At 40.2% G+C, this 24,151-nt stretch carries 26 protein-coding genes and 1 tRNA gene; 22 read left to right on the plus strand and 5 right to left on the minus strand.

All coding sequences use genetic code 11. The features are described 5' to 3' along the window. The first annotated feature begins 104 nt into the window (after positions 1-104). Positions 105-179: transfer RNA gene (locus J8M01_RS12355), tRNA-Arg, on the plus strand. Positions 180-184: 5 nt separating this feature from the next. Here J8M01_RS12355 and J8M01_RS12360 read toward each other — a convergent pair. Together J8M01_RS12360 and J8M01_RS12365 are read right to left on the minus strand one after the other, a co-directional pair. Further along, positions 185-916 carry a glutathione peroxidase gene (locus tag J8M01_RS12360; RefSeq protein ID WP_192506799.1) on the minus strand — a complete coding sequence of 244 codons (732 nt, stop codon included), beginning with the start codon at positions 914-916 and terminating at the stop codon, positions 185-187. A gap of 118 nt (positions 917-1,034) precedes the next feature. Further along, on the minus strand, positions 1,035-2,225 hold the full coding sequence (locus J8M01_RS12365) for a flagella assembly protein FlgT (RefSeq protein WP_211047561.1): 1,191 nt from the start codon (positions 2,223-2,225) through the stop codon (positions 1,035-1,037). Between the two features lie 111 nt (positions 2,226-2,336). Between J8M01_RS12365 and J8M01_RS12370 the strand changes: the two genes are divergently transcribed. Beyond that, on the plus strand, positions 2,337-2,819 hold the full coding sequence (locus J8M01_RS12370; protein ID WP_211047560.1) for an LPP20 family lipoprotein: 483 nt from the start codon (positions 2,337-2,339) through the stop codon (positions 2,817-2,819). A 58-nt stretch (positions 2,820-2,877) separates the two neighbouring features. Here J8M01_RS12370 and flgN read toward each other — a convergent pair whose 3' ends face one another. The 3 genes from flgN to flgA form a co-directional block, all read right to left on the minus strand. Beyond that, positions 2,878-3,306, minus strand: a complete 429-nt coding sequence (gene flgN, locus J8M01_RS12375; protein WP_211058165.1) for a flagellar export chaperone FlgN — start codon at positions 3,304-3,306, stop codon at positions 2,878-2,880. Further along, positions 3,299-3,622, minus strand: a complete 324-nt coding sequence (gene flgM / locus J8M01_RS12380) for a flagellar biosynthesis anti-sigma factor FlgM (RefSeq protein WP_192506803.1) — start codon at positions 3,620-3,622, stop codon at positions 3,299-3,301. The genes flgN and flgM overlap by 8 nt, the downstream gene beginning before the upstream one ends. Positions 3,623-3,696: 74 nt before the next feature. Next, complete coding sequence (flgA, locus tag J8M01_RS12385; RefSeq protein WP_192506804.1) at positions 3,697-4,404, minus strand: flagellar basal body P-ring formation chaperone FlgA; 708 nt, start codon at positions 4,402-4,404, stop codon at positions 3,697-3,699. Between the two features lie 140 nt (positions 4,405-4,544). Here flgA and J8M01_RS12390 point away from each other — a divergent pair, with 140 nt between their 5' ends. From J8M01_RS12390 to J8M01_RS12485, 20 genes are all read left to right on the plus strand, one after another. Beyond that, on the plus strand, positions 4,545-5,477 hold the full coding sequence (locus J8M01_RS12390) for a chemotaxis protein CheV (protein ID WP_192506805.1): 933 nt from the start codon (positions 4,545-4,547) through the stop codon (positions 5,475-5,477). A 17-nt stretch (positions 5,478-5,494) separates the two neighbouring features. Beyond that, positions 5,495-6,325 (plus strand): protein-glutamate O-methyltransferase CheR, encoded by an 831-nt coding sequence (locus tag J8M01_RS12395; protein ID WP_211058166.1) that lies wholly within the window; start codon positions 5,495-5,497, stop codon positions 6,323-6,325. Between the two features lie 85 nt (positions 6,326-6,410). Next, entirely contained in the window at positions 6,411-6,821 is a 411-nt protein-coding gene (gene flgB / locus J8M01_RS12400) for a flagellar basal body rod protein FlgB (RefSeq protein ID WP_192506807.1), read from the plus strand. 2 nt (positions 6,822-6,823) lie between these two features. Continuing rightward, complete coding sequence (gene flgC, locus J8M01_RS12405) at positions 6,824-7,258, plus strand: flagellar basal body rod protein FlgC (RefSeq protein WP_192506808.1); 435 nt, start codon at positions 6,824-6,826, stop codon at positions 7,256-7,258. A gap of 15 nt (positions 7,259-7,273) precedes the next feature. Then, complete coding sequence (locus J8M01_RS12410) at positions 7,274-7,948, plus strand: flagellar hook assembly protein FlgD (RefSeq protein ID WP_211058167.1); 675 nt, start codon at positions 7,274-7,276, stop codon at positions 7,946-7,948. Between the two features lie 43 nt (positions 7,949-7,991). After that, the gene (gene flgE / locus J8M01_RS12415; protein ID WP_211058168.1) at positions 7,992-9,365 is read left to right on the plus strand and encodes a flagellar hook protein FlgE; all 1,374 of its coding nucleotides are present in this window, start codon (positions 7,992-7,994) and stop codon (positions 9,363-9,365) included. A 158-nt stretch (positions 9,366-9,523) separates the two neighbouring features. Beyond that, positions 9,524-10,288: a flagellar basal body rod protein FlgF gene (locus J8M01_RS12420; protein WP_211058169.1), complete on the plus strand. Its 765-nt coding sequence runs from the start codon at positions 9,524-9,526 to the stop codon at positions 10,286-10,288. An 18-nt stretch (positions 10,289-10,306) separates the two neighbouring features. Next, positions 10,307-11,095 (plus strand): flagellar basal-body rod protein FlgG, encoded by a 789-nt coding sequence (flgG, locus tag J8M01_RS12425; RefSeq protein WP_010362181.1) that lies wholly within the window; start codon positions 10,307-10,309, stop codon positions 11,093-11,095. A gap of 15 nt (positions 11,096-11,110) precedes the next feature. Next, the gene (gene flgH / locus J8M01_RS12430; RefSeq protein ID WP_211058170.1) at positions 11,111-11,794 is read left to right on the plus strand and encodes a flagellar basal body L-ring protein FlgH; all 684 of its coding nucleotides are present in this window, start codon (positions 11,111-11,113) and stop codon (positions 11,792-11,794) included. Between the two features lie 12 nt (positions 11,795-11,806). Then, positions 11,807-12,901, plus strand: coding sequence for a flagellar basal body P-ring protein FlgI (locus tag J8M01_RS12435; protein ID WP_192506813.1), 1,095 nt, complete (start codon positions 11,807-11,809; stop codon positions 12,899-12,901). A gap of 103 nt (positions 12,902-13,004) precedes the next feature. Next, positions 13,005-13,970 carry a flagellar assembly peptidoglycan hydrolase FlgJ gene (flgJ, locus tag J8M01_RS12440; RefSeq protein ID WP_211058171.1) on the plus strand — a complete coding sequence of 322 codons (966 nt, stop codon included), beginning with the start codon at positions 13,005-13,007 and terminating at the stop codon, positions 13,968-13,970. A 1-nt stretch (position 13,971) separates the two neighbouring features. After that, positions 13,972-15,996: a flagellar hook-associated protein FlgK gene (gene flgK, locus J8M01_RS12445; protein WP_211058172.1), complete on the plus strand. Its 2,025-nt coding sequence runs from the start codon at positions 13,972-13,974 to the stop codon at positions 15,994-15,996. A 2-nt stretch (positions 15,997-15,998) separates the two neighbouring features. Continuing rightward, positions 15,999-17,210, plus strand: coding sequence for a flagellar hook-associated protein FlgL (flgL, locus tag J8M01_RS12450; protein WP_211058173.1), 1,212 nt, complete (start codon positions 15,999-16,001; stop codon positions 17,208-17,210). 318 nt (positions 17,211-17,528) lie between these two features. Further along, the gene (locus J8M01_RS12455; protein WP_211058174.1) at positions 17,529-18,491 is read left to right on the plus strand and encodes a flagellin; all 963 of its coding nucleotides are present in this window, start codon (positions 17,529-17,531) and stop codon (positions 18,489-18,491) included. A gap of 891 nt (positions 18,492-19,382) precedes the next feature. After that, positions 19,383-20,348: a flagellin gene (locus J8M01_RS12460; protein ID WP_211058175.1), complete on the plus strand. Its 966-nt coding sequence runs from the start codon at positions 19,383-19,385 to the stop codon at positions 20,346-20,348. A 158-nt stretch (positions 20,349-20,506) separates the two neighbouring features. Then, positions 20,507-21,469, plus strand: a complete 963-nt coding sequence (locus J8M01_RS12465) for a flagellin (RefSeq protein WP_211058176.1) — start codon at positions 20,507-20,509, stop codon at positions 21,467-21,469. Between the two features lie 86 nt (positions 21,470-21,555). Continuing rightward, positions 21,556-21,969: a flagellar protein FlaG gene (locus J8M01_RS12470; RefSeq protein ID WP_211047544.1), complete on the plus strand. Its 414-nt coding sequence runs from the start codon at positions 21,556-21,558 to the stop codon at positions 21,967-21,969. Between the two features lie 27 nt (positions 21,970-21,996). Then, a complete protein-coding gene (gene fliD / locus J8M01_RS12475; protein WP_211058177.1) occupies positions 21,997-23,421 on the plus strand; it encodes a flagellar filament capping protein FliD in 1,425 nt (474 codons plus the stop codon). A 15-nt stretch (positions 23,422-23,436) separates the two neighbouring features. Continuing rightward, positions 23,437-23,865 (plus strand): flagellar export chaperone FliS, encoded by a 429-nt coding sequence (gene fliS, locus J8M01_RS12480; protein ID WP_211047542.1) that lies wholly within the window; start codon positions 23,437-23,439, stop codon positions 23,863-23,865. Further along, entirely contained in the window at positions 23,849-24,151 is a 303-nt protein-coding gene (locus tag J8M01_RS12485) for a hypothetical protein (RefSeq protein WP_211058178.1), read from the plus strand. The genes fliS and J8M01_RS12485 overlap by 17 nt, the downstream gene beginning before the upstream one ends.

The raw sequence follows: 24,151 nt of genomic DNA on the forward strand, positions 1-24,151 counted from the left end.
AAAAATAGAACAGCAAAGATCAACAGCCCCTAATGTTCTATCAAAATTTTACGGTAAGATATTCAATTTTAATTGGAAATTGTTATACTTAAGATGTTTTAGGAGTCCCCGTAGTTTAATGGATAAAACAAGAACCTCCTAAGTTTTAGATGCAAGTTCGATTCTTGCCGGGGACGCCAGTATGTTATTTCTTTAAATATAATTCTAAATCATCAGACCCACCAATGTGTTCGCCAGCAATGAACACTTGAGGAACGGTATCTCTGCCACTCATTGCTTTGAGGCTGGTAGAGGTTATGCCTTGGCCAAGAGTGATCTCTTCAAAATTAAAGTCATGTTCTTTTAGCAAACGTTTCGCTTTTTCGCAAAAAGGACAGCCAGGCTTAGTAAATAAACTAATAGCTTGGGGCTTAATTTGACTCGGATTTATGTAATCCAACATGGTGTCTGCATCAGAGACCTCGAATGGGTCGCCAGGTACATCTGGTTCAATGAACATTTTTTCAATTACACCATCTTTGACAAGCATGGAATAACGCCAGCTTCGTTTACCAAAGCCTAAGTCATTCTTGTCAACAAGCATGCCCATTCCATCCGTAAACTCACCGTTTCCATCGGGAAGTAAGCGAATTTTATCCGCTTCTTGGTGTTGTGCCCATGCATTCATAACAAATGTATCATTGACAGATAGACATACTATTTCATCAACGCCATTTTTAGCGAAGGTACTGGCAAGTTCATTGTAACGTGGTAAATGTGTAGATGAGCACGTAGGGGTGAAAGCCCCTGGAAGCGAAAAAACGACCACGGTTTTATTTTTAAAAATTTCTTCACTCGTGATCTTTTGCCATTGTTCATTGTTACGAGTTGAAAAAGTGACCTGTGGTATTTTTTTGCCTTCGATATTCTCTAACATAGTACGCTCCTTAAATTTGATGTTGTCAGTATGGCAACATCTTACTTCTCAGTAAAATAGATTGAATGAATTAATGCAATCTGTTTTTTTGATAAGCATTTTACACTCAGAGTTTAGACTAGTTGAGGGAAAAGGTGTCATCTTCTTTGATAATCACTTTGACAATGTCGTTCAGCTGGATATTACTTAGTGGTCTCATATTTACGTTAGTCGTAATTGCTGTTTGGTCGTTAACCTGAAGCACCTTCAACTGATCTATTGTTTGTCTGTGGTTATTGAGTATCATCCCTTGTTGGGTTGTGAAATTGTTTTTTTGCATAATAGCAAGAGTTTGCCCAGGCTTAATGCCATGAACTCGACCTAAATTGATAGCTAAACGTTCACCATCAATATGTAGTATTTTCCCTTTAGTTGGCATACAGCCAATCGCGCTATTCAAGTCTTGGGAAACCTTATTAAAAATGCTTTGTATTTGGTCACCGTAATTTGATTGCCAGAATTCATCACTATATACATCAATAAGAGTTGTTTTTTCGAATGGCCAGATCCCCTGAACAGCATAGTGTTTTTGCCATAGTCTGTCTCGGGTCATCGCGTCATAAAGCGCAAAATCTACCTTAAAGCTACGTACATATTGGTCATCTTCCCAAAACGCATAGTCATTGTTTAGCTTTTTACCTTGCGCAATATCGGTGATTTGACTAAATAGTACATATTGACTGTTGCTATTGTTACTTAAGGTTTCGATAAGTGCTGGGTCGTAGTCAAACCTTTGAGAAAAAAAAGGGCGAACATTTATAGCGCTGTTGATATATGGCACAGCTTTAATTGCTGTAGCACGTTCCATCATTGTGTTGTACAGTCTTTGGGAGCTTGCCTTTGCGATGTCAAATATTTGACCAAGACGAGCTTGATGTGGTTGTATAAGTTGGCTCTGGGTGACGGTAACTTGCTTATTAAATTGTTGATGGGTGCAATGTTCTTGGGTTGCATATATATCTAAATGTAAAGTCACCATGTAATCGTTATTATTTTGTTCTTCACTGATCAAAGTGGCTTGTTGTATTTCTGCATGTGCTTTGACTTTCAATTGATCTTGGCTTAGCAAGCCATCAGCAACCGTTTGTACGCTGGATACTGTTGCGCCGGAAAAAATTAATGCTTGTGTAATCGCATCTTGAACTGCGCTTTTTCGAGCATCGGCAACGTTGCTATCTAATATATTTGCATAGCCTGTTACTTCGTACCACTCAGCTTTTGCCGCCATACTATATAATAATATACTCAAAAAAATGGTTAACTGATTCATGATTGATCTCCATTAGAACGCTTATAAATTAATACAGCAATAGATATGCCATATTTATTGGCAAGAAATGTGCATTAAGAATTAGTAACTAAGTTCTAGAGGCAATTAATAATGAAAATACCTTCTTATTCGATAGTGAACTCAAAATCGATTATTTTGATAGTGATACTATTTTGGTTAGCAGGTTGTAGTTCGATGTTCGATAAGCATATTGAATATAGTTATGTCGAGCCAGATAGTTATCCAGTCATTAAAGCAATCGGTTATGCGCCGCTCAGCGCACAGCCAGGTATGAATGATGCACAAAAAATGCTGATGGCGCTTAAGGTGTCCAAATTGGAAGCTTACCGAGAGCTTACAGAGCAGGTATATGGACAGAATTTGTCTTCAGAAATGACAGTTAAAGGAGCAATTGCACAAAACGATGGGCTAAAGAGCCAGGTCAAAGGTGTGATTAGAGGAGCCCGGGTGGTCAAGTCTTACGCCGTTGGGGATACTTATACAACGGAACTTGAGCTAGACATGAAGCGCGTGCATGATTTATATATTACACAAGTTAAACCAAGAAAAGTGAAAAGAGTTACTTACTACTAATAAAAGTTAATGGTACTGAACTTGACTCGAAAAATAGACAAAGGCGTAATTAAATTAACTATGCCTTAATGTCTTTCACTAATTCACTATTACCAGCAATAACACTGCCATCTTGTCCATAGGTGATTGAGCCTGGAGTACCAATCAAAATTTCTTTTAGTTGTCGTACACTTAGTTGCGCATGATGCGCAGCTTTTGCATTCACATCATTCTTATTTTTACACTCTATTAATAGTGTTTGAATTTCTCCGGTTAACTCTGTTATTGGATCTTCTAGGTAAACCTCTGAAGGAAAGGTAGATAGTTCTTTATCAAGTTTCTGGATTGCAGTGAGGAGTGTTAGTTTTTCACGTGCAGCATCTTTGAGGCCATCACCCGTTTTGGATGCCAAAATATCAAGCTCCGAGTCTAACAACTGGGTCAAAGTGGTTAGATTTGAGATTTGAACTTCGAGTTTATGCATACAGAGTTTAACGTGATCAGCCATACATATCGAACTCAAATGCCGCTATATTTTTTGCCAGCTTTTGTGCATCAATTTGATATTTGCCCTCACTGATAGCTTTCTTAAGCTCTTCCACTTTCTTACTATCGAATGCAGGAGCGTCTTGTGCTTTATCTTGCATGCTTTTCAATTGTTGTGCCTGTGGTGTTAAACTTACAGAATCAGTTGCTGCTTTTTGCGGCGTTTTAATATTCGATGCGGCATTTTGAGCCTCATTTTTTTGCAATTCAGCTTTTTGTTGCTTAACATTATTGAGCACACTATTTGGCTGTGCCTGACCTTTAATATTATTAACCATAATTTATTGACCCAAGGTTACTAAACACCATGTTTAGGTTATCGACTAATATACCTTTAACTTTAGCAAATTTTTTAGATATTAACCTCTACAGATTCAACATCTTTTACTCGAGCAGAAACTGTTTTTCCAGACTTCTGATTTTTAACGCGAATCTGCTCACCAAGATTACCATCTTGTAGTGCTACACCTGAAGTTTTTATTGTCAAAGTACGCGTTTTCGCGAAAATAGTAACCATATCGCCTTTACAAACCATACATACTTGGTGCGTACCGATAGGCATACCTTCTCGCAAAGTTCGTTTACTTTTACTTCCAATGAGTAGAGATAAATCTTCAATATACGCAGCTCGAACGAATTGTTTTGGTTTGTACTCAATTTTTAAGTGTCCTTTTGTGAGCAACTCTCCTTTAGATATTAGTTGGGTACTGACAATAATAGGGTACATTTCATTGATCCGTACGTGAACATATTGGGTCCATGTTGGCGCTCGGGTACAACGGATCTGAACAGTAACTTGACGATTAAAGGGTGGTTTAGCTGCGGTACTTAATTGCAAATCTTGTACACAGAATTTTGACGGGATCCGAGTATCTAATGGCAGTGTTGAAAACTTGGTTTTTACATCGGCTTTAGTTATTGTTTGTGACGCAACAAAATTTTGTGCTAATTCTTCTAGTTCTTTAGTGCTATAGTCGTTCGCAGATACTTGGTAACTGACTAGAATATAGACCATCGCGCAAAAAAACCCGCAGGTTTTGGTTTTTTTTAACAAACTCATGATGTTTCGACTATGCTTATCAGGGGAAACAAGGTATAAAGATTTTGCGTTAATTGTGACACCTCTTCAAGGTAAATCTTATCCTTAGTAGTGTAAGCAAATATCGTTCCGGCAAGCAGTTTTATATGTAGGAGATTGAAATGGCTGGTATTTTAGACTCGGTCAACCAACGAACACAGTTGGTAGGGCAAAACCGCCTAGAATTATTGCTGTTCAGGTTGAAGGGGCGTCAACGTTTTGGCATAAACGTATTTAAGGTACGGGAGGTACTGCAGTGTCCTCCACTTACTAATATGCCCAAGTCTAACTCTTATGTAAGAGGTGTAGCACATATTCGCGGACAGACTATCTCTGTGATAGATATGTCGCTAGCGGTTGGTGGTCCACCGATCGAAGACATAGCGAATTGTTTTATAATTATTGCTGAGTACAACCGCTCTGTTCAAGGCTTCTTAGTTGGCGCAGTTGAACGTATTGTAAATATGAATTGGGAAAAAATAATGCCGCCACCTTCAGGGGCCGGTAGATATTCATATTTGACAGCGGTAACTGAAATAGAAAATGAGCTCGTGGAAATACTCGATGTTGAGAAAATACTCAATGAAATTTGTCCGGTGAATACCGAAGTGAGCCAAGATATTGTATCAGATGGCGAGATGCAGAAAGACCTTGGCGAGCGTATCGTATTTATTGCTGATGACTCTGCGGTAGCTAGAAATCAGGTTAAACGTGCACTTGAACCATTGGGCGTTCAAACTGAATTAGCTAAGAATGGCAAAGAAGCATTAATTAGGCTGCGAGAAATTGCTAAAGATGATTGTCAAAATGACATAACCGAAAGGGTCGGATTATTGATTTCAGATGTGGAAATGCCTGAAATGGATGGATATACGTTAACCGCGGAAATAAAAGCGGACCCTAAGTTGGCGCCTTTACATGTTATCTTACATACTTCTTTGAGCGGTGTATTTAATCAGGCCATGATAGAGAAAGTGGGTGCTGATGATTTTATCGCGAAGTTTAACCCAGATGAATTGGCGACTGCGGTTAAAAAATGGGTTCACTGTGATTAATGAATGGCGGTAATACTTTGGAAAATAAGCATCTTCAGCAAAACGAGTACGATCAATTTAGAACCTTTTTAGAGCAGCAATGTGGTATTGTGCTTGGCGATAACAAGCTGTATTTGGTAAAGAGTCGCTTAGCACCACTCATGGTGCGTTTTAGTGTTCAGTCATTGTCGGAGTTGGTTGCAAAAACATTGAGCCCACATGAGCGGCAATTGCGTGCCGCCGTTGTTGATGCAATGACAACAAACGAGACGTTGTGGTTTAGAGATTCTTACCCATTCGAACTTCTTAAAACTAAGATTTTCCCAGAATTTAGTGAATTACGACGGTCGGTGAAAATATGGTCAGCAGCGAGCTCGTCAGGACAAGAGCCGTACTCAATAGGTATGTCAGCAAGTGAATATCAATCTAAAAGCCCTGGCGCTTTGAAAATGGGTGTACAGGTTATAGGTACTGATATTTCAAACACTATGCTTGATATGTGCAAACATGCTGAATATGATGCACTGGCTCTTGCTCGAGGGTTATCATCCGAACGTCGGCAAAAGTTTTTTAAAGACAGTGGTAACGGCATGGCACAGGTGGTAGAGCCTGTAAAGAAAATGGTCAATTTTAGACATCTAAACTTACTTGACTCGTATGCTTTGATGGGTAAGTTTGATGTTATATTTTGCCGTAATGTGCTGATTTACTTTTCCCCAGAAGTGAAAGCAAAAATCATAGCTCAATTTGCCCAAGCTCTAAATCCCAAAGGGTATTTGTTTCTTGGTGCATCGGAATCAATGGCGGGCTTGAGTGATGAGTTTGATATGATCCGTTGTAACCCTGGAATTATATACCAGAAAAAATAATAACTTAAGGCGGTTTTTACCGCCTTTTTTATTTTGGCCTAAGAATTGCTTTAACTCCATATAGTCAAATTTTTGGAGTTACGTTATGGCGATTAGTTTTGATAAAGCCTTAGGTGTTCACCCCCAGACAATAGCCATCCGCTCTCAGCGAGCAGAAATATTAGCAAGTAACATTGCTAATGCGGATACCCCTGGTTACAAAGCAAAAGATATTGATTTTGCACGAGCATTTAAAGCGGCAAAATCTAACCAGCAAAGTGGCAATACAATGCTGCGCACCAATGACAAACATCTCTCCGGTGGTACTAAATTAAACAGCGGTGTAGAGCTATTTCGTAATCCAAATCAAACAGATACGGGCGATGGTAATTCAGTTGATATACAAGTGGAACGAAACTTGTATGTACAGAATGCATTAGAGTATCAAGCAAGTTTGCAATTTCTCACAGGTAAATTTAAAGGGTTGAAAAAAGCCCTAGGCGGTCAAGGAGCTTAATTATGAGTTTATATAATGTATTTGACATAGCGGGTTCAGGAATGAGTGCGCAAAACATACGCCTAAATACCACTGCGAGTAATATTTCTAACGCAAATAGCATTAGTTCAAGCCAAAATGAGGTGTATCGAGCAAGGCACCCTGTATTTGCAGCTGAACTTACTAAAGCAAATGAATTACAAAATGCAAACTCAGCAGGCGCATCAGTGGGAGTTAAGGTATTGGGGATCGTTGAAAGTGATAAACCACTTCAGGTTGAATATAGTCCCAATCATCCAAGTGCCGACAAAGATGGGTATATCTATAAACCAAATGTGAATGTAGTTGAGGAGATGACAAATATGATTTCCGCTTCACGTTCGTATCAAACAAATGTTCAGGTGGCAGATGCAGCAAAACAAATGCTGAGTAAAACTCTGCTACTTGGTCAGCGTTAACGGGGGCACTAGCCAATGAATAGCGAAGTAAGTCAAACGTCCAGTCATATTGATTCGTTACGGTGGCCAGATAAACAAAAGCCAGTAGAAAAAGATGATACGTTAAAGCAAGAGGATTTCTTTGCCTTGCTTACCCAGCAGTTATCTTATCAAGATCCGAGCAAACCTGCTGATAATGACCAAATGATCGCACAAATGACGAGCTTTACAATGGCGGAAGGTATTTCAAATTTGAATACAAAATTTGAGTCTTTGTCTGCATCAATGACATCCAATTCTGCGTTACAAGCATCAACCCTAGTTGGTAAGAAAGCGTTACTTGAATCGGATACTTTGGAGTTAAGTGCTAGCGGTTCAGCGCGAGGCTCTATTATTTCTGCTAAGCCGACAGAGAAATTGGTCGTAAATATCTATGATGAGTCAAACCAATTAGTTCGCTCAATTGATATGGGGGAACAAAAAGCAGGTGCAATTCGGTTCGAGTGGGATGGCAAGAATGGGGATGGTGAACCTATGCCCGAAGGGGATTATGAGATAAAGGCAGAAGCAAATATTAACGGCGAATTTACTAGCCTGCCGACAGCAACCTTTAAAAATATCGATAGTGTCAATGTTAATGGCGCTAACGGAATAATCATCAACACAAAAGCGGGCGCGGTAAGACTTACTGACGTCGCTGAAATCGCTTAATTCAAAGTTTATAGAATAGGCCTTACGTACAAGAGGTAAGAGTATGAGTTTTAATATTGCATTAACAGGTTTAGCGGCTGCTCAAAAAGATCTGGACACCACCGCAAATAACATTGCAAACGTAAATACCACGGGTTTTAAAGAATCTCGGGCTGAATTTGCTGATGTTTATGCATCATCAGTATTTAGTTCAGGAAAAACTAAAAATGGTGATGGTGCACAAACGACTATGGTTGCTCAGCAATTTCACCAAGGTTCATTGCAATTTACAGCCAATTCGTTAGATTTGGCAATCACAGGTGAAGGTTATTTTGCTACGAGCTCTGAATTAGGCTCGCAGGATTATAGTTATACGCGAGCTGGTGCATTTAAGTTAAATAAGGATAATTTTATCTCAGATGCGCAAGGTAATTTCTTACAAGGGTTTCCTGTAGACCCAAGTACAGGTGCAACTACGTCAGTGAGTTTAAGTACTGCATCGGCAATGCAAATCCCAGATGCATCAGGAGCTCCGAGAGCGACAACTAATGTATATTCTTCGTTTAACCTTGATTCAAGAGCGTCGCAACCGACAATTGCTTTTGATCCAGCAGTTGGTGCATCGTTCAATAGTTCAACGTCTACCACGGTGTATGACTCGTTAGGCGAACCTCACACGGTACAACTTTATTTCAGAAAAACAGCCACAGCCAATAATTGGGAGGTATTTGGTACCATAGATAATAAGCCTTTCACGTCTGATGGTACAGCAGGGGCGGGTGGTCCACACCCTATTGCTGGGTTTACATTTGATGCAACAGGTTTACCGAGCTCGACGATCCCATACTCTGCGGCAGGGGTTGCTGGTGCAGCCGTACCGGTAGTTGCTGGTGGGACCTTTGGTGCACTGCCTTTACCAAGTGGTGCAGGTACAGGCCTTTCAACGTTGTTAACTAATGGTGCTACGTTTCCAGCTCCACTGAGCATGAATTGGCGTGATGAAGCGAATACCACTAATAAATTACCAACTCAATATGCGAGCCGCTTTGAAGTGAAAGCACTAGAGCAAGATGGTGCAACAGTAGGGCGTTTAGCTGGAGTAGATATTGGTGCAGATGGTAAAATTGTAGCCTCATATAGTAACGGTGATTCAACATTTTTAGGGCAAGTGGCTATGGTCCGCTTTTCTAACTCCCAAGGACTTCAACAAGTGGGAGGCACTTCCTGGAAAAAGAGCTTAACCTCAGGAGAGCCAATTGCGGGAGAGCCAAACTCCGGAACGCTCGGGTCAATCAATTCTTCGGCGTTGGAACAATCAAATGTAAACTTGACGAATGAGCTTGTTGATTTGATAAGTGCACAGAGAAACTTTCAGGCGAACTCCCGAGCGTTAGAAGTGAATTCAACATTACAACAAGCAATATTACAGATTCGATAACGAACTAATTCTAAAGGCCGCATATGCGGCCTTTTTATGTTTCCCTCCTTGGTCCGCCATTAACTCTATTTACCTTACTTATCTACACTCTACCGTCAAAATTTAATTGGCATTATAATTGCAGTGTTCTTTATATGATGAATTTTTAGGTCAATGCAATGGATAAAATGCTCTATATCGCTATGTCTGGTGCGAAACAAAACCTGCGTGGTGTGGCTATTAAAGCAAATAATTTAGCCAATGCAAATACGACCGGGTTTAAGTCAGATTTTGCTCAAGCACGTTCCATGCAGGCATTTGGTGAAGGGTTACCGACTCGGGTGTTTGCTATGCAAGAGCGGCCTGGTACGAATATGACCAGCGGCGCGATTGTTGAAACCGGGCGAGATCTAGATATCGCGGTGTCTGATAAGTCTTGGATAAGTGTCATGGATAAAAGTGGCAAAGAAGCTTATACCAAAGTTGGGACGCTGAATATTACTGCTGATGGAGCGCTGGTAACTAGTCATGGGCGTCAAGTTGTTGGTGAAAGTGGTCCTATTATTTTACCTATTCCGGTAGAGAAGGTGACATTCAGCGATGACGGGTCGATTCAAGTGCGCCCTCAGGGGGCACCTGCAAACTTTTTGGAAGTGGTAGATCGTTTAAAGATCATTGAAGCAGATAATACCAAATTAGAAAAAGGAAATGATGGTTTATTCAGGCCAAAAGAAGGCTCGCTAGATGATGGTTTATGTGGTTTTTGTGATGTATCACCCACAGCAAAAGTAATGAGCGGTGCCTTAGAAATGTCTAATGTAAATCCTGTGCATGAGATGGTCGATATGATTAATCATCAGCGGCAGTTTGAAATGCAAATGAAACTAATGAAAACAGCAGAAGAAATTGACGAACGTCATGTATCACTGCTGCGTATAGTCTAACGAAGTGAGGTATATGTTATGAATCCAGCGTTATGGATCAGTAAAACCGGCCTAGATGCCCAGCAAACTGATATATCGGTAATTTCGAATAACCTCGCGAATGCTAGTACTGTAGGTTACAAGAAGAGCAGAGCAATTTTTGAAGATTTACTTTATCAAAATATTAATCAGCCGGGTGGTCGTTCGTCACAAGATACAGAGTTACCCTCAGGACTAATGCTCGGTGCGGGGGCTAAGGTTGTTGCAAACCAAAAGAATTTCTCCCAAGGTAATATGCTTAGTACTGAAAACTCCTTAGATTGGATGATCCAAGGTCCTGGTTTTTTTGAAATTCAAATGCCAGATGGCACCATTGGGTATAGCCGTAATGGCCAATTTACGACCGATGAGAATGGTAGAGTGGTTACTTCAGGTGCAGGTTTCCCTGTGCAACCAGAAATGAATGTGCCAGATGATGCTAAGTCGATCACAATCTCACAAGACGGCGAAGTATCAGTGAGAGTCGCAGGGCAAGCACAAAATACGGTTATTGGGCAATTAGTTATAAGTGACTTTATTAACCCATCTGGTTTAGAGCCAATGGGTCAGAATTTATATACGGAAACAGCGGTGAGTGGAGCACCAGTGCAAGGGAATCCAGGTGCGGATGGGTTAGGTTCTATAGTGCAAGGAGCACTGGAGACATCTAATGTCAATGTGACTGAAGAGTTGGTCAACTTAATTGAAACCCAGCGAGTCTATGAAATGAACTCAAAAGTGATTTCTTCAGTGGATGAGATGCTGAGTTATATCAATCAACAGTTATAAATTTTAGGAGGTTGTATGCGTGCTTTATGTATGATTGTGGCGGCATTGATTTTGCTTTCTGGTTGCGTGTCGACACAAAATAGTGAGGTTGTGCGTGATGACCCTTATTATGCACCTATGTATCCAGAACAAGATTTAGAGCAAGTCGTTGCGACTGGGTCATTATTTAATCCAAATCGTTCGAATGATTTATATGCAGATAAGAAAGCGCTACGCACAGGCGATATCATTACTGTTGTACTAAGAGAGTCAACACAAGCATCTAAAGCAGCGAACAGTGAAACCGATAAAGAAACGGATTTAAAACTAGATCCGGTATTAGGCTTTAATGGTACGCCGGTAAATATTGGCGGAGATAATATTCAATTTGGTTTAGGGTCCGAGTCATCCTTTAAAGGTGACAGTAAAGCAAATCAATCAAACAGTTTGTTTGGTAACATTTCTGTCAATGTGACGCGGGTGTTACCCAATGGTAATTTGGTGATTCGAGGAGAAAAGTGGCTGACTTTAAATACAGGGGAGGAGTTTATCCGCCTCGAAGGTCTCGTTCGAGCAGCAGATGTTGCTGCGGACAATACGGTTGAGTCAAATCGCATTGCGAATGCCCGTATTCAGTATTCAGGGAAGGGGCAAGGCCAAGAAGCACAAAGTTCAGGCTGGTTAACTCAATTCTTTATGAGTACGTTGCTACCATTTTAGGGCACAAATATTATGAAACTATGTCATCTATTCTTATCTGTATTACTGATAACGCTAGTACCAATAGCGAAGGCTGAACGGGTCAAGGATATAAGTATGGTGCAAGGCGTTCGCTCTAACCAATTAGTCGGCTATGGCTTGGTTGTGGGTTTGCCTGGTACGGGTGAATCAAGTCGTTTTACAGAACAAAGCTTTAAAGCAATGTTAAGTGGTTTCGGCATTACTTTGCCGTCTTCTTTGAAACCAAAAATAAAGAACGTAGCGGCTGTTGCGGTTCATGCTGATTTGCCCCCTTTTACTAAGCCGGGTCAAACGATTGATGTAACGGTGTCTTCAATTGGCAGTGCGGGCAGTTTACGGGGAGGTACGCTATTACAAACCTTTTTAAAAGGGGTGGATGGCAATGTATATGCTATTGCTCAGGGAAGTATGATTGTTGGTGGTCTTGGTGCCGAAGGCTTAGATGGCAGCAGGGTGGTCATTAATACGCCCACCGTTGGTCGAGTGCCAAATGGAGGAACTGTTGAACGTGAAGTTAAAAGCCCATTTACACAAGGTGATTTTATCACTTTTAATTTGAATAGCCCTGATTTTACAACTGCTAAGCGTCTGGCTGATACAATCAATAATTTGGTGGGTCCTAATAGTGCTAAACCGATGGATGCGGCATCTGTACGTGTAATCGCACCAAGAGACCCGTCACAGCGAGTTTCTTATTTATCGACTCTAGAAAATCTGGAGTTTAAACCAGCAGATACAAGTGCAAAAATTATCGTAAATTCTCGCACAGGTACCATAGTGATAGGTAAAAATGTCAAATTACAGCCAGCAGCAATTACACATGGTGGTTTGACAGTGACAATTGCTGAACAACAAAATGTCAATCAGCCTCAGCCTTTGGCGGAAGGGGAAACCGTTGTCACTAGGCAAAGTATTATTGACGTAGATACGGACGATTCTCGTGCTTTTGTGTTTGACCCAGGCATTAGTCTAGATGATTTAGTGCGAGCTATTAATGAAGTAGGCGCAGCTCCTGGCGATTTAATGGCTATTCTAGAAGCACTAAAGGAAGCTGGTGCAATAAATGGTCAATTAGTTGTCATTTAAAAAATCACTATTAATTAATATATTAGCCCTAATTAGTTAGGGCTTTTTATTGGCTTGAATCTTGCTTGTTAAGTATTATGAATAGTTAAGTGTCATTAAGCCGATGAATACAAATCCGTTAGAAAAGCAGAATTTCTTTGATTTGAGCGATTTAAATAGCTTGAGAAAAGATGCACTGAAAAGCGGTGGCGATCCAAACGCCTCTGATGAAGCGCTAAAAAAAGCGGCACAACAATTTGAATCAATTTTCACCCAAATGTTGATGAAAAGTATGCGCAAAGCGAATGAGGCGATGGAAGATAAAAATAGCCCTTTTAACTCTAGCGGCGTTAAATTTTTTGAAGAAATGCATGATCAGCAATTATCAATGGATTTGTCCAGTAAAGGCAGTTTGGGGCTGGCAGACTTAATTGTTCAGCAGTTATCACCCAATGCACAGGGTTATACGCCGGCGTCAGTATTACGTACAGGTGCTGATTTTGATAGTGACAGACGTGCTACAGGGGAGTTACTCGATAAGCAACCTTCGCATGTGAACGCGACCTCATCTACTACAAGCGAAAGTGCATCATTTAACGATCCAGAGTCTTTCGTATCAACTATGTGGGAACACGCAAAAACAGCAGCTAAGAAAATAGGGCTTAATCCAGCTGTAATGGTTGCTCAAGCCGCATTAGAGACTGGGTGGGGGAAACATATCATTGCTAAAGCAGATGGTTCGAGTAGTAACAATTTATTTAATATAAAGTCAGACAAAGCGTGGCAAGGTCAAAGTGCCAAAAAACTGACTTTAGAGTTTGAAGATGGTTTGCCAGTGAAAAAACAAGCGAGTTTTCGTGCCTACGACACAATAAAAGACAGCATGAATGATTACGTGGATTTCTTACAAGGAAACCCTCGTTATCAAGACGCATTAAAAAAAGTAGCGCAACCCGAGCAATATTTATCAGCCTTACAAGATGCAGGTTACGCCACTGACCCACAATATGCAGCCAAAATAAAGAATGTACTACAACGTAGCGACTTAAAAGAAATGCTTACATCGTTGGTTCGAAAGGGAGTGAATTAAGATGTCGTTCAATCTAATGAATATTGGAACCAGTGGAATTAGAGCCAGCACTGAGCTGTTACAGACCACGAGTAAGAATATTTCCAACCTGAATACCAAAGGGTATATCCGTGAGCGTACTGAGCATTCGACTATGGTTGGCAATCAAGTCGGTCGTGGTGAAACGGTTCGTTTAATTAATGAGTTTGCGCAGAAACAGTTGAATCGTGATATTTCTAATAAAACGTATTATGAACAATTTGTCACCGAGGCCTCTCGTGTCGATACATTGTTTGCCGAAGACTCAAATAGCTTAAATAAGAGTATTAATTCTCTGTTTAATAATTTACAAGAAGCAATGAATCAACCATCTTCAAGAGTAACCCGTGGTTTATTTTTAACCGATGCAGAGAACTTGACGGAGCAAATGGATAGGTTGTCTGGCATTGTATTTGATCAAGGTAATATTGTTAATCAACAGCTTGACCTGTTTGCAAATGAAGCGAACAACCTAATACAGAAGGTCAGCGATTTAAATGCACAAGTTGCATCGTTAAATACCCCAACAGGTACGAAAGCGTCGAGTTCAGTATTAAATGAGCGGGACCAAGCAATCAGTGATTTAGCGGAGCTGGTGGATATTGAAACATTAGATGGTCCTAATGGTGAAAAGCTCGTGTTTTTAGGTTCCGGCCAAGCGTTAGTGATGGAAAACGGTACATTTAATGCGTTTTCACTTGCAGGGGATCCTGACCCGAATGTACGAGATTTAAAATTGGACGTTAAAGATGGCCAAGCTGTAGCGCTTGAGGTCAATTCGAGTACATTAAAGGGAAAAATTGGTGGTTTGCTGGCATTTAGAGATGAAATATTACAGCCAGCGCAAAACCAGTTGGGTCAAATAGGGATTGCATTGGCTGACGCATTTAATGAGCAAAACAAAAAAGGCATGGATTTAGATGGCAATTTAGGCGGTGAGCTATTTAAAATTCCAACGACTACGGCGTTTCCGTACAAAGGTAATAATGCAGGTACTACATCTGTTGTTACGGCGACATTAGAAGCGGGAAAAGGTAAAGATATTCCAGCAACTGACTTTATAGTTAATTATCTAACGGCAACAACAGTAGAAGTGGCTGCCGTTGATAGCAAAGGAAATATAATCGGTACTGCGTCAACTGGAAGCATTACACCCCCAGGAAATATCGTGTTTACGGGTCCAGCAACCCCGCCTGATACATTCGGATTGGAAATATCTGTTTCAGCGGGCACAACGAACCCAAATGACCGTTTTTTAATAAAGCTCAATGCCCATGCCGCTGCGAATATTGAACTGGCCACAGATAGACCGGAAAAGCTGGCTTTAGCTGCGCCAATTAGAACAAAAACAGATGCGGGTAATACGGGAGATGGAAACATAACGGTTGGAACTGTTTCAAATACTGGTACTGGTAGTAATTTCACGGCTGGGCCACCCCCGAGTTTGACAAATGGGACAATTACGTTGCAAAAAACAGCGGTGGCCAATCAATACACGGTTACCGATGGCAGTGGTACCGTTACATTTTTAGCGCCTCCTCCCGCAGAAAATATCTTATCGACAGCTGGTGCGCCATTTAATGGCTATGGGTTTGATTTTAATATTGAAGGAAACGTGAAAGAAGGAGACTCCTTTCAAGTGGAATTTAATACGGGGGGCTTTGATGATAACCGCAATGGGTTAGCATTAAGTCAATTGCAATCCAGTGAATTAGTACGTGAAAATGTCATAACGACGACAACAGCCGATAATTTGCAAACATTCAATGAAGCATATGCAGGATTAGTCACCGATGTTGGGGTAGTTGCTAATCAAGCAAAAACAAATGGTGCGGCGTTTGAAGCATTAGCAGCACAGTCTGAAGCTTGGTTCGAGTCAATGTCTGGCGTTAATTTAGATGAAGAAGCCGCAAATTTATTGCGTTTCCAGCAATCTTATTCAGCGTCTGCACAGATCATCTCTACCGCTAGAACTATTTTTGATACATTATTAAGTGCAACGAGGTAATTATGCGTTTATCAAATAACTTAATGCACAAAACAAATTTAAACTCTATTTTAAATAACCAGCAAGAGGTAAACAAAGCGCAGCAACAGGTTAATACACAAAAGAGGGTATTAACAGCCTCAGATGATCCATCTGCGACAGCCCGCGCTTTACTGTATACAGATAGAATTCAAACCAATGAGCAATACACTAAAAGCTTAACGATGTTGAATAGCCGACTTAAAACACAGGAAAGTGTTTTAGATAATATTAAAGAGTCGGTAACCCGAGCGCATGTACTCACTATCCAAGCGGGTAGTGGCGCCTTATCAAGTGAAGACCGAGCTGGAATATCCGAAGAGATCTCTTCAATTAAGGAAACTGTCCTCGATTTGATGAATGCGAAAACAGAAGATGGGCGATATATATTTTCCGGGTATCAAGATAATACTCAAACCTACTCCTTTAATAGCACAACGAGTCAATATGAGTACAACGGCGACCAAGGGCAGCATAAAATAAAGGTCGCTGAAGGTGTAGAGATTAAATCAAGTGACAATGGTTTTGACACATTTGAAAATGTACCTAAACGTTTAGACATTGACCGGACTACTATTGCACCGGGTACGGCGAGTGTCTATGTGAAAGAGCAGGGACAATTTGATTCTTTCCATAAAGCACAATATAACGCCAGCCCTGCAGCACCCGCGAATGCGAATACCATTACGGTTAATTTTACATCGCCAACAACCTATGATGTATTACAGGGTGGAGTCGCACTTAAGTCGGGTACGTATGCTGATGGAACTGCCAATATTGATGGTATGGAGGTTAAACCTAATGGTGCTGCAAGTATCACATTTAACTTAGAGCAACCAAAAAAGGAAAATGTACTTAACACGCTAAATAAGTTAGAGGCAGCACTTAACGATTCCTCGCTTAGCCAAAATGATTATGAGCAAGTATTAGCTGATTCGCTCGTAGGTTTAACTAATGCTAAAAACCTAGTGTCACAAACTCAGTCTGGTTTAGGTGGACGATTGAATACTGCGCAGAGGATTGTCGATGCCAATGCTGACCTCGATATAAATAACAAAGCAGCAAAAGCAACGCTTGTAGAACTTGATATGGCAGAAGCGATAACTGAGCTGACTAAACATGAAACGGCATTGCAAGCTTCACAAGCTACTTTTGGCCGCCTGACAAATTTATCATTGTTAGAATATATTCGATAAATCTAATCATCTAGTTAGGCTAGCCCTGCAACTAGCCTAAGCTGGTATTTCTGCAATTAACACGATAATGTATTGATTAATATAAAAAATATTAAGCACGAAGAATATTTAAATATAAAGAGGGTACTTTTAGCTCTTTCCCGATTAGTCTTTTTTCTATTGATAAATCATTGTGTTATATTTTTTTTAAAAAAAACTCTAAAGGATTTTTTAACCCTTCCGATAACTTAAGTAACCAAGCTGGAGAGATAAAAAACATCGAAGGCTTAAAGTTATAAGTTTGAGAGTAAACACAAAGTTTACATCGGGAGAAATATCATGGCACTTTATGTAAATACTAACGTAAGTTCATTGAACGCACAAAGACAGTTAAACAATTCAGGTAACTCGCTTGATGTATCATTTAAGCGTTTATCTTCAGGCTTTCGTATCAACAGCGCAGCTGATGATGCAGCAGGTCTTCAAATCTCAGACCGTTTGAGTTCTCAAATCAACGGTTTAAACCAAGGTAACCGAAATGCAAATGACGGTATCTCATTAGCTCAAACAGCTGAAGGCGCGATGGATGAAGTTACATCTATGTTCCAGCGTGTACGTACGCTTTCACAACAAGCAGCAAATGGGTCAAACACTGATGAAGATAGACTGGCGATTCAAGAAGAAATTCGCTCATTGTCTTCTGAAGTAAATCGGGTTGCAGCTGATACAACGTTTGGTGGTCAAAACCTATTAGACGGCACATATTCTGCAAATTTCCAAGTTGGTGCTGATGCAATACAAACGATTGGTTTTAGTATGCAGAGTGTCGGTGGAACAGCGAATAGTTTAGCGGCAAACAACGGTTTTACTATGTCAGGTATTGCTGGTGTTGCAAGTGGTGTAACAGGGGCATCATTAAGTGCTACGACGGGCACAATTAGTACGACAGTTGGCGCTTCAGCAGATAACACGGCATTCTCTGATGTATTTACGGCAGATGGAATTTCAGTATCATCTCAAGCAAATGCACAAGCGGTAATGGCGGGAATGGATGCGCTTATCGCAGTGGTTGATAAGAAACGTGCAGAGTTAGGTGCGGTACAAAACCGTTTTCAATCTACAATTAGAAACCAAGCTAATATCTCAGAGAACTTGTCAGCTGCGAAATCACGTATTAAAGATACGGACTTTGCACAAGAAACTGCAAGCTTAACTAAAATGCAGATCTTACAACAGGCAAGCCAAACGATTTTGAGTCAGGCAAACCAACGTCCACAAGCAGCTTTAAGTTTACTAGGATAATTTCGAACGATAATTTGGAAGTTGGTGTCCGTGTTTGATGGGGTATTAACACGGACACCGAATTGGATAACAAAGCGGAGGAGCTTAAAATCCAATAGCGTTCATCAATTCAATGAACAAGTATTTATAAGCATAAGCTATGCCAATGTTTATGCTAATTTATTGACACTCACTCTCAAACTTTAAAAAAGGGGCCTTAGGCCCCTTTTTTTATTTAAAATCACGTCGTTTTTGTATCTAAACTTAGAGCTAGTTTATTAATTTATTGAAAGTGGCAGCTTATTGCCATAGCTCATCAATATAAATACCCTTAAATTTACTTTCTTATATAGATGGAGATGTTCTTATTAGTAGATGTAGGGCATTTCACTTGATGGTATTGTAACTTCCCCTAAATATGCATACTGGTAGAGGTTATAATGAACAATGAAATCGCGTATTTACGTTTTATTGGAGAACTTTCGCGTTATCTTTGAACTTTTTACCAGTAAAATTGATAGAGGTAGATTTACCGGTGCAAAACTGAAGTTGTGGCAAATAGAGTTTTTAGCGTTTTTTTGAGTCTATAAGAGAATTAAGTACCTAAGCCGAAATCAAAAGGATTTTACAGCACAAGGATCGTTCGACCTTCCTCATCTATATAATGCACCTTTAAATAATAGGTGTGTTTAGCTGTGATGCAGATTACCCCTTACAGATGTTTTTCTATTCTCATATTCAATACTTGGCCTGTCTTTTGCTTTATTACTATTGAATGGTACTAAAACCATGCAAATGGCAGTTTTTTGCCCCATCGGCAAAATAGGTTTGACGATAAAAATTGCCACTTTGTATATAGACAATTGAAGCTGATAAATGTTCAGCTTTGACTTGAAATAGAGAGAATGAGTTATGGCTTTATTTGTAAATACTAACGTCAGTGCATTGAATGCTCAGCGTCAATTAACCAATTCAGGTAATGAATTAGATACATCATTTAAACGTTTGTCGTCTGGCCTTCGAATTAATAGTGCAGCCGATGATGCTGCGGGTCTTCAAATTTCAGACCGTCTTCAATCGCAAATATTGGGATTAGGGCAAGGTAATCGAAATGCCAATGATGGTATATCTTTAGCGCAAACCGCTGAAGGTGCTATGGAAGAAACAACGCAAATGTTTCAGCGTATTCGTACTTTGTCTCAACAGGCGGCAAATGGTTCAAATACAGATGAAGATAGATTGGCAATTCAAGAGGAAATTCGTCAATTAGCATCTGAAGTGAATCGGGTTGCAAGTGATACAACGTTTGGTGGACAAAATTTACTTGATGGTTCGTATGCAGCGAATTTCCAAGTCGGTGCAGATGCAGTACAGACTATTGGGTTTAGTATGCAGAGTGTAGGTGGAACCGCAAATAGTTTAGCAGCTAATGGTGGTTTTACTCTTTCAGGAGTTGCAGGTGTAGCCAGTGGTGTATCAGGTGCATCATTAAGTGCGACAACCGGAACAATTAGTACAAGTGTTGGTACTTCAGCTGATAACACTGCATTTTCAGATGTATTTACCGTGGATGGTATTAGTGTATCGAGCCAAGCAAATGCTCAGGCCGTATTTGCTGGTATGGATGCATTAATTGCAGTTGTCGATAAAAAGCGAGCCGAGCTCGGTGCGGTACAAAACCGATTCCAATCTACGATTCGAAATCAGGCAAATATTTCAGAAAACTTATCATCTGCAAAATCACGTATCAAAGATGCTGACTTTGCTTTAGAAACAGCAAAGCTGACAAAAAACCAAATATTACAACAAGCTAGTCAGACAATATTAGGTCAAGCGAATCAGCGGCCTCAAGCAGCATTAAGCCTATTACAAGGATAATAAATAAAATTTAATTTATTTTACAAATATAGCTAAAGCTTTCGCTTCAATCGCCGATAGCGGAATTAGAGAACTATCAATCTAGGACTCTAATTCGGTAAATAGCAGGGTAGGGGTATCCCGTTATTTACCTTATCTAAGATGAAGCGGAGGCTATTATGGCTTTATATGTAAACACTAATGTGAGTTCTTTGAACGCACAAAGACAGTTGAATAATTCAGCAAACTCGCTGGATACCTCGTTCAAACGCCTGTCATCAGGTATGCGCATTAACAGCGCCAGAGATGATGCAGCAGGTATGCAGGTTTCAAACAGGTTGACTGGTCAGATAAATGGCTTAAATCAAGGTATACGAAATGCCAATGATGGTATTTCATTAGCACAAACGGCTGAAGGTGCGCTGGACGAAACAACACAAATGTTTCAACGAGTTAGGACTTTGGCGCAACAAGCTGCGAATGGGTCGAATACGGATGAAGATAGACTTGCGATTCAAGAAGAGATTCGTTCTTTATCAGCAGAAGTTAACCGAGTTGCAGAAGATACAACTTTTGGCGGCCAGAACTTATTAGATGGTACCTATGATGCAAACTTTCAGGTAGGTGCTGATGCTGTTCAAACCATCGGCTTTAGTATGAAAAGTATAGGTGGTACAGCCAATTCAATTACTGCAGATGGTGGTTTTACATTATCAGGCATTGCAGGTGTCGCCAGTGGTGTAACAGGTGCCTCGTTAAGTGCTACAACGGGTACGATTAGTACCACAGTTGGCGCTTCAGCAGATAATACTGCGTTTTCAAGTGTATTTACCGCGGATGGTATTTCAGTATCTTCACAAGCCAATGCACAGGCAGTATTTGCAGGTATGGATGCATTAATCGCAGTAGTTGATAAAAAGCGAGCAGAGCTTGGTGCGGTACAAAACCGATTCCAATCGACGATTCGAAACCAATCAAACGTATCAGAAAACCTTACTGCAGCACGTTCTCGGATCAGAGATACAGACTTTGCACAAGAAACGGCAAGCTTAACTAAAATGCAAATTTTACAGCAAGCGAGTAGTTCTATTTTGAGCCAAGCAAATCAGCGTCCACAAGTCGCGTTGTCATTATTGGGTTAAGAAAGAAGTAGCATACGGCAAACTTGGATGTAATACATTCTAGTTTGCCGTATGCTATAATTAGTTTAAGTATTAGGAGATCTGTTATGAGCAACATTGACCCTTCAAATGGCATTGCCAATATTTTGACATCGACGTTGAAACAAGATGTTGGTGAAAACGACTCAAGCTTTACGCGAGCACTAGAAAAAACAAAAAATACGACAGAAGATCGTCAGGGGGAGCTGAAAACTGACACCCCTCAAGAGCGGCAAACGTTAATCGATACAGTTCAAAAGAATTTAGACAAAGTGAATGAGTTTTTACCAGTCACCTCTACAAATTTGTCATTCGAATTCGGAGAGAACGGGGATCCACCTTTTATTAGAGTAATTGACAAAGATAACGATGAGGTGATCCGTGAAATCCCGTCAGAAGAATTTCGAGAAGTGGCTAAGGCTTTAGATGAGTTTGCCGATAAGTTAGTAAGCAAAGGCGTTTTACTGAATGAAACAGTATAAACGTTGTTAATTTTTAGGAGGTAACGTATGCCACTTATTACTTCAGCAGGTGTAGGGTCTGGATTAGACTTAGAAAGTATTATAAGAGCGTCTGTGGATGCGGAAAGTACGCCAAAGCTAGCTGCGTTTGGAAGAAAGCAAGAGTCATTAAAAGTAGAGCTTTCCGCTATTGGTGAAGTAAAGTCGGCTGCCTCAAAATTAAATGATACGATTGAAAAGCTTGCAGACCCAGAAAACTTTGGTAAACGTAAGGCTACTGTTGCACAGCCAACCTCGGGAGATTTGATTAGCGTTACACCAACAAAAGATATTTCTGTTGGTAATTTTGATATTGCGGTTAATCAATTAGCGCAGGGCAGCAGAGCAGTAACAGCTGATAATGCATTTTCATCTGTCGATGATGTTGTTACAGCTTCAGGAGGGACTCTGACCTTCAAAGCTGGCGCGGATAAAACATTTGATCTTACCTTAAACGCAGGTGCAACCCTTGCAGAGCTGCGAGATGCGATAAATGCATCCGAGCAAAATTTTGGTGTGACCGCAAATATTGTAAACACAGGTGACCCGAGTATTGGATCTAAGCTTGTACTTACTTCTAATGTGAGTGGGGATGGCAATAATTTGGTTATCACCAGTGATGGATCTGAACTTGATGCAATTGAAACTTATGATGCATCAACGAATGCGTCTGGTGGAATGACTATAGGTGCAGATGACCAAGCTCAGAATGCGAAAATTACTATCGATGGCTTAGCTGTAACAAGCGATACTAATACCTTCAAAAACGCTGTACAAGATATGACGATTAAAGCGTTGAAAACGAGTGAAAAAGATACTGAGGGTAATGATGAAACTGCGCGTTTGAATATTGACTATGATAAAGAGTCAATTTCCACTTTGGTTGACGAATTAATTGCCAATTATAATAACTTAGTAGGAAATATTGGGTTTCAAACAAGAATTGGTAAACCGCTTAATGGGGACTCAGCAATGAGGGGGTTAAGCGATCAACTCGTTAATACTTTAAGTAAAGCGTTAACAGATGCTGGACCATTTGAGTCAATTTTTGATATAGGGTTAACAATCGATAAAGAGGGATATTTACAAAAATCGTCGTTAGTTCGGAGCCTCAATGACGCGATGGATGAAAATTTTGATAATATTGGCAAGGCTTTTGCAGGAGATAATGGTGTTGCAAAGGGGCTGGAAACATTACTCGGCAACTATGTAGATTCTAGTGGTTTAATGAAGCAGCGTGAAACGACGCTTAACGGCCAGCTTAAAGATTTGGAAGGTGATATCGTTAGTCATAATGAAAGAATGGTATCTTTTGAAGCTGGCTTACGACAGCAGTATGCGGGTTTGGACGTATTGTTGGCTAATATGAAGCAAACGCAAACATACTTAGGTGCGCAGCTTGCGAATTTACCGGGCTTTGTTAAAGCAAAATAAACTTAGGGTGCATATATGTACAATGCAAGAGTAAAAAATTATCAAAAAGAAGCACTTAAAACACAAGTAGCAGGTGCTGATCGTTATGAAATCATTCAAATGTTAATGTCGGGAGCTATCGAGAAGATGGTCTTTGCGAAAGTTGCAATTGAAAAACGCAACCTTGAGGCGAAAGCAGAGCATATTTCAAAAGCGTCAGCTATTTTGGAAGCGCTTAGAGGGTGTTTAGATTTTGAAGTTGGTGGAGAGGTCACTGATAACCTATATGCGTTATATTCATATATGATCGATAGGTTACTTGACGCGAGCATGCAGAATGAAGCGTCTATTATTGATGAAGTTTCGCTCTTACTTAAAGAAATTAAATCAGCGTGGGATGCTATTCCATTTGATGTAAGGCAAAAAACTTTAAACGATAATGGTTCGGATGCAAGCGTTGGATAGTTATACGTCTATAAACTTGATGCTTAATAAAGCGGAAGCACTTGTTAAAGAAAATAAACTAGATAGCGCGCAACAGCAGTTGCTTGATTTAGACAAAGAATTAAAGATTTTTTGTACTACAGACTTAGTGCAAAACTCAGTACTTACATATGACTCAGCAGTAAAGTTAAACGAGAGATTTTCTAATTTTATTCTTCAATTAGAAACTGCTAAGAAAAAAACAGCCAAAGCTCTTTTAGGGCAAGTTAGTAACCGTAAAAAAATAAGTGCCTACAGAGATATTTAA

Source organism: Pseudoalteromonas sp. MMG005 (assembly GCF_018101015.1).
GTDB lineage: Bacteria > Pseudomonadota > Gammaproteobacteria > Enterobacterales > Alteromonadaceae > Pseudoalteromonas > Pseudoalteromonas aurantia.

Excerpts from the sequence above, each read along its gene's own strand:
- J8M01_RS12360 (WP_192506799.1), bottom strand. The coding sequence starts at position 916 with ATGTTAGAGAATATCGAAGGCAAAAAAATACCACAGGTCACTTTTTCA.
- J8M01_RS12365 (WP_211047561.1), bottom strand. The coding sequence starts at position 2,225 with ATGAATCAGTTAACCATTTTTTTGAGTATATTATTATATAGTATGGCG.
- J8M01_RS12370 (WP_211047560.1), top strand. The coding sequence starts at position 2,337 with ATGAAAATACCTTCTTATTCGATAGTGAACTCAAAATCGATTATTTTG.
- flgN (WP_211058165.1), bottom strand. The coding sequence starts at position 3,306 with ATGGCTGATCACGTTAAACTCTGTATGCATAAACTCGAAGTTCAAATC.
- flgM (WP_192506803.1), bottom strand. The coding sequence starts at position 3,622 with ATGGTTAATAATATTAAAGGTCAGGCACAGCCAAATAGTGTGCTCAAT.
- flgA (WP_192506804.1), bottom strand. The coding sequence starts at position 4,404 with ATGAGTTTGTTAAAAAAAACCAAAACCTGCGGGTTTTTTTGCGCGATG.
- J8M01_RS12390 (WP_192506805.1), top strand. The coding sequence starts at position 4,545 with ATGGCTGGTATTTTAGACTCGGTCAACCAACGAACACAGTTGGTAGGG.
- flgB (WP_192506807.1), top strand. The coding sequence starts at position 6,411 with ATGGCGATTAGTTTTGATAAAGCCTTAGGTGTTCACCCCCAGACAATA.
- flgC (WP_192506808.1), top strand. The coding sequence starts at position 6,824 with ATGAGTTTATATAATGTATTTGACATAGCGGGTTCAGGAATGAGTGCG.
- J8M01_RS12410 (WP_211058167.1), top strand. The coding sequence starts at position 7,274 with ATGAATAGCGAAGTAAGTCAAACGTCCAGTCATATTGATTCGTTACGG.
- flgE (WP_211058168.1), top strand. The coding sequence starts at position 7,992 with ATGAGTTTTAATATTGCATTAACAGGTTTAGCGGCTGCTCAAAAAGAT.
- J8M01_RS12420 (WP_211058169.1), top strand. The coding sequence starts at position 9,524 with ATGGATAAAATGCTCTATATCGCTATGTCTGGTGCGAAACAAAACCTG.
- flgG (WP_010362181.1), top strand. The coding sequence starts at position 10,307 with ATGAATCCAGCGTTATGGATCAGTAAAACCGGCCTAGATGCCCAGCAA.
- flgH (WP_211058170.1), top strand. The coding sequence starts at position 11,111 with ATGCGTGCTTTATGTATGATTGTGGCGGCATTGATTTTGCTTTCTGGT.
- J8M01_RS12435 (WP_192506813.1), top strand. The coding sequence starts at position 11,807 with ATGAAACTATGTCATCTATTCTTATCTGTATTACTGATAACGCTAGTA.
- flgJ (WP_211058171.1), top strand. The coding sequence starts at position 13,005 with ATGAATACAAATCCGTTAGAAAAGCAGAATTTCTTTGATTTGAGCGAT.
- flgK (WP_211058172.1), top strand. The coding sequence starts at position 13,972 with ATGTCGTTCAATCTAATGAATATTGGAACCAGTGGAATTAGAGCCAGC.
- flgL (WP_211058173.1), top strand. The coding sequence starts at position 15,999 with ATGCGTTTATCAAATAACTTAATGCACAAAACAAATTTAAACTCTATT.
- J8M01_RS12455 (WP_211058174.1), top strand. The coding sequence starts at position 17,529 with ATGGCACTTTATGTAAATACTAACGTAAGTTCATTGAACGCACAAAGA.
- J8M01_RS12460 (WP_211058175.1), top strand. The coding sequence starts at position 19,383 with ATGGCTTTATTTGTAAATACTAACGTCAGTGCATTGAATGCTCAGCGT.
- J8M01_RS12465 (WP_211058176.1), top strand. The coding sequence starts at position 20,507 with ATGGCTTTATATGTAAACACTAATGTGAGTTCTTTGAACGCACAAAGA.
- J8M01_RS12470 (WP_211047544.1), top strand. The coding sequence starts at position 21,556 with ATGAGCAACATTGACCCTTCAAATGGCATTGCCAATATTTTGACATCG.
- fliD (WP_211058177.1), top strand. The coding sequence starts at position 21,997 with ATGCCACTTATTACTTCAGCAGGTGTAGGGTCTGGATTAGACTTAGAA.
- fliS (WP_211047542.1), top strand. The coding sequence starts at position 23,437 with ATGTACAATGCAAGAGTAAAAAATTATCAAAAAGAAGCACTTAAAACA.
- J8M01_RS12485 (WP_211058178.1), top strand. The coding sequence starts at position 23,849 with ATGCAAGCGTTGGATAGTTATACGTCTATAAACTTGATGCTTAATAAA.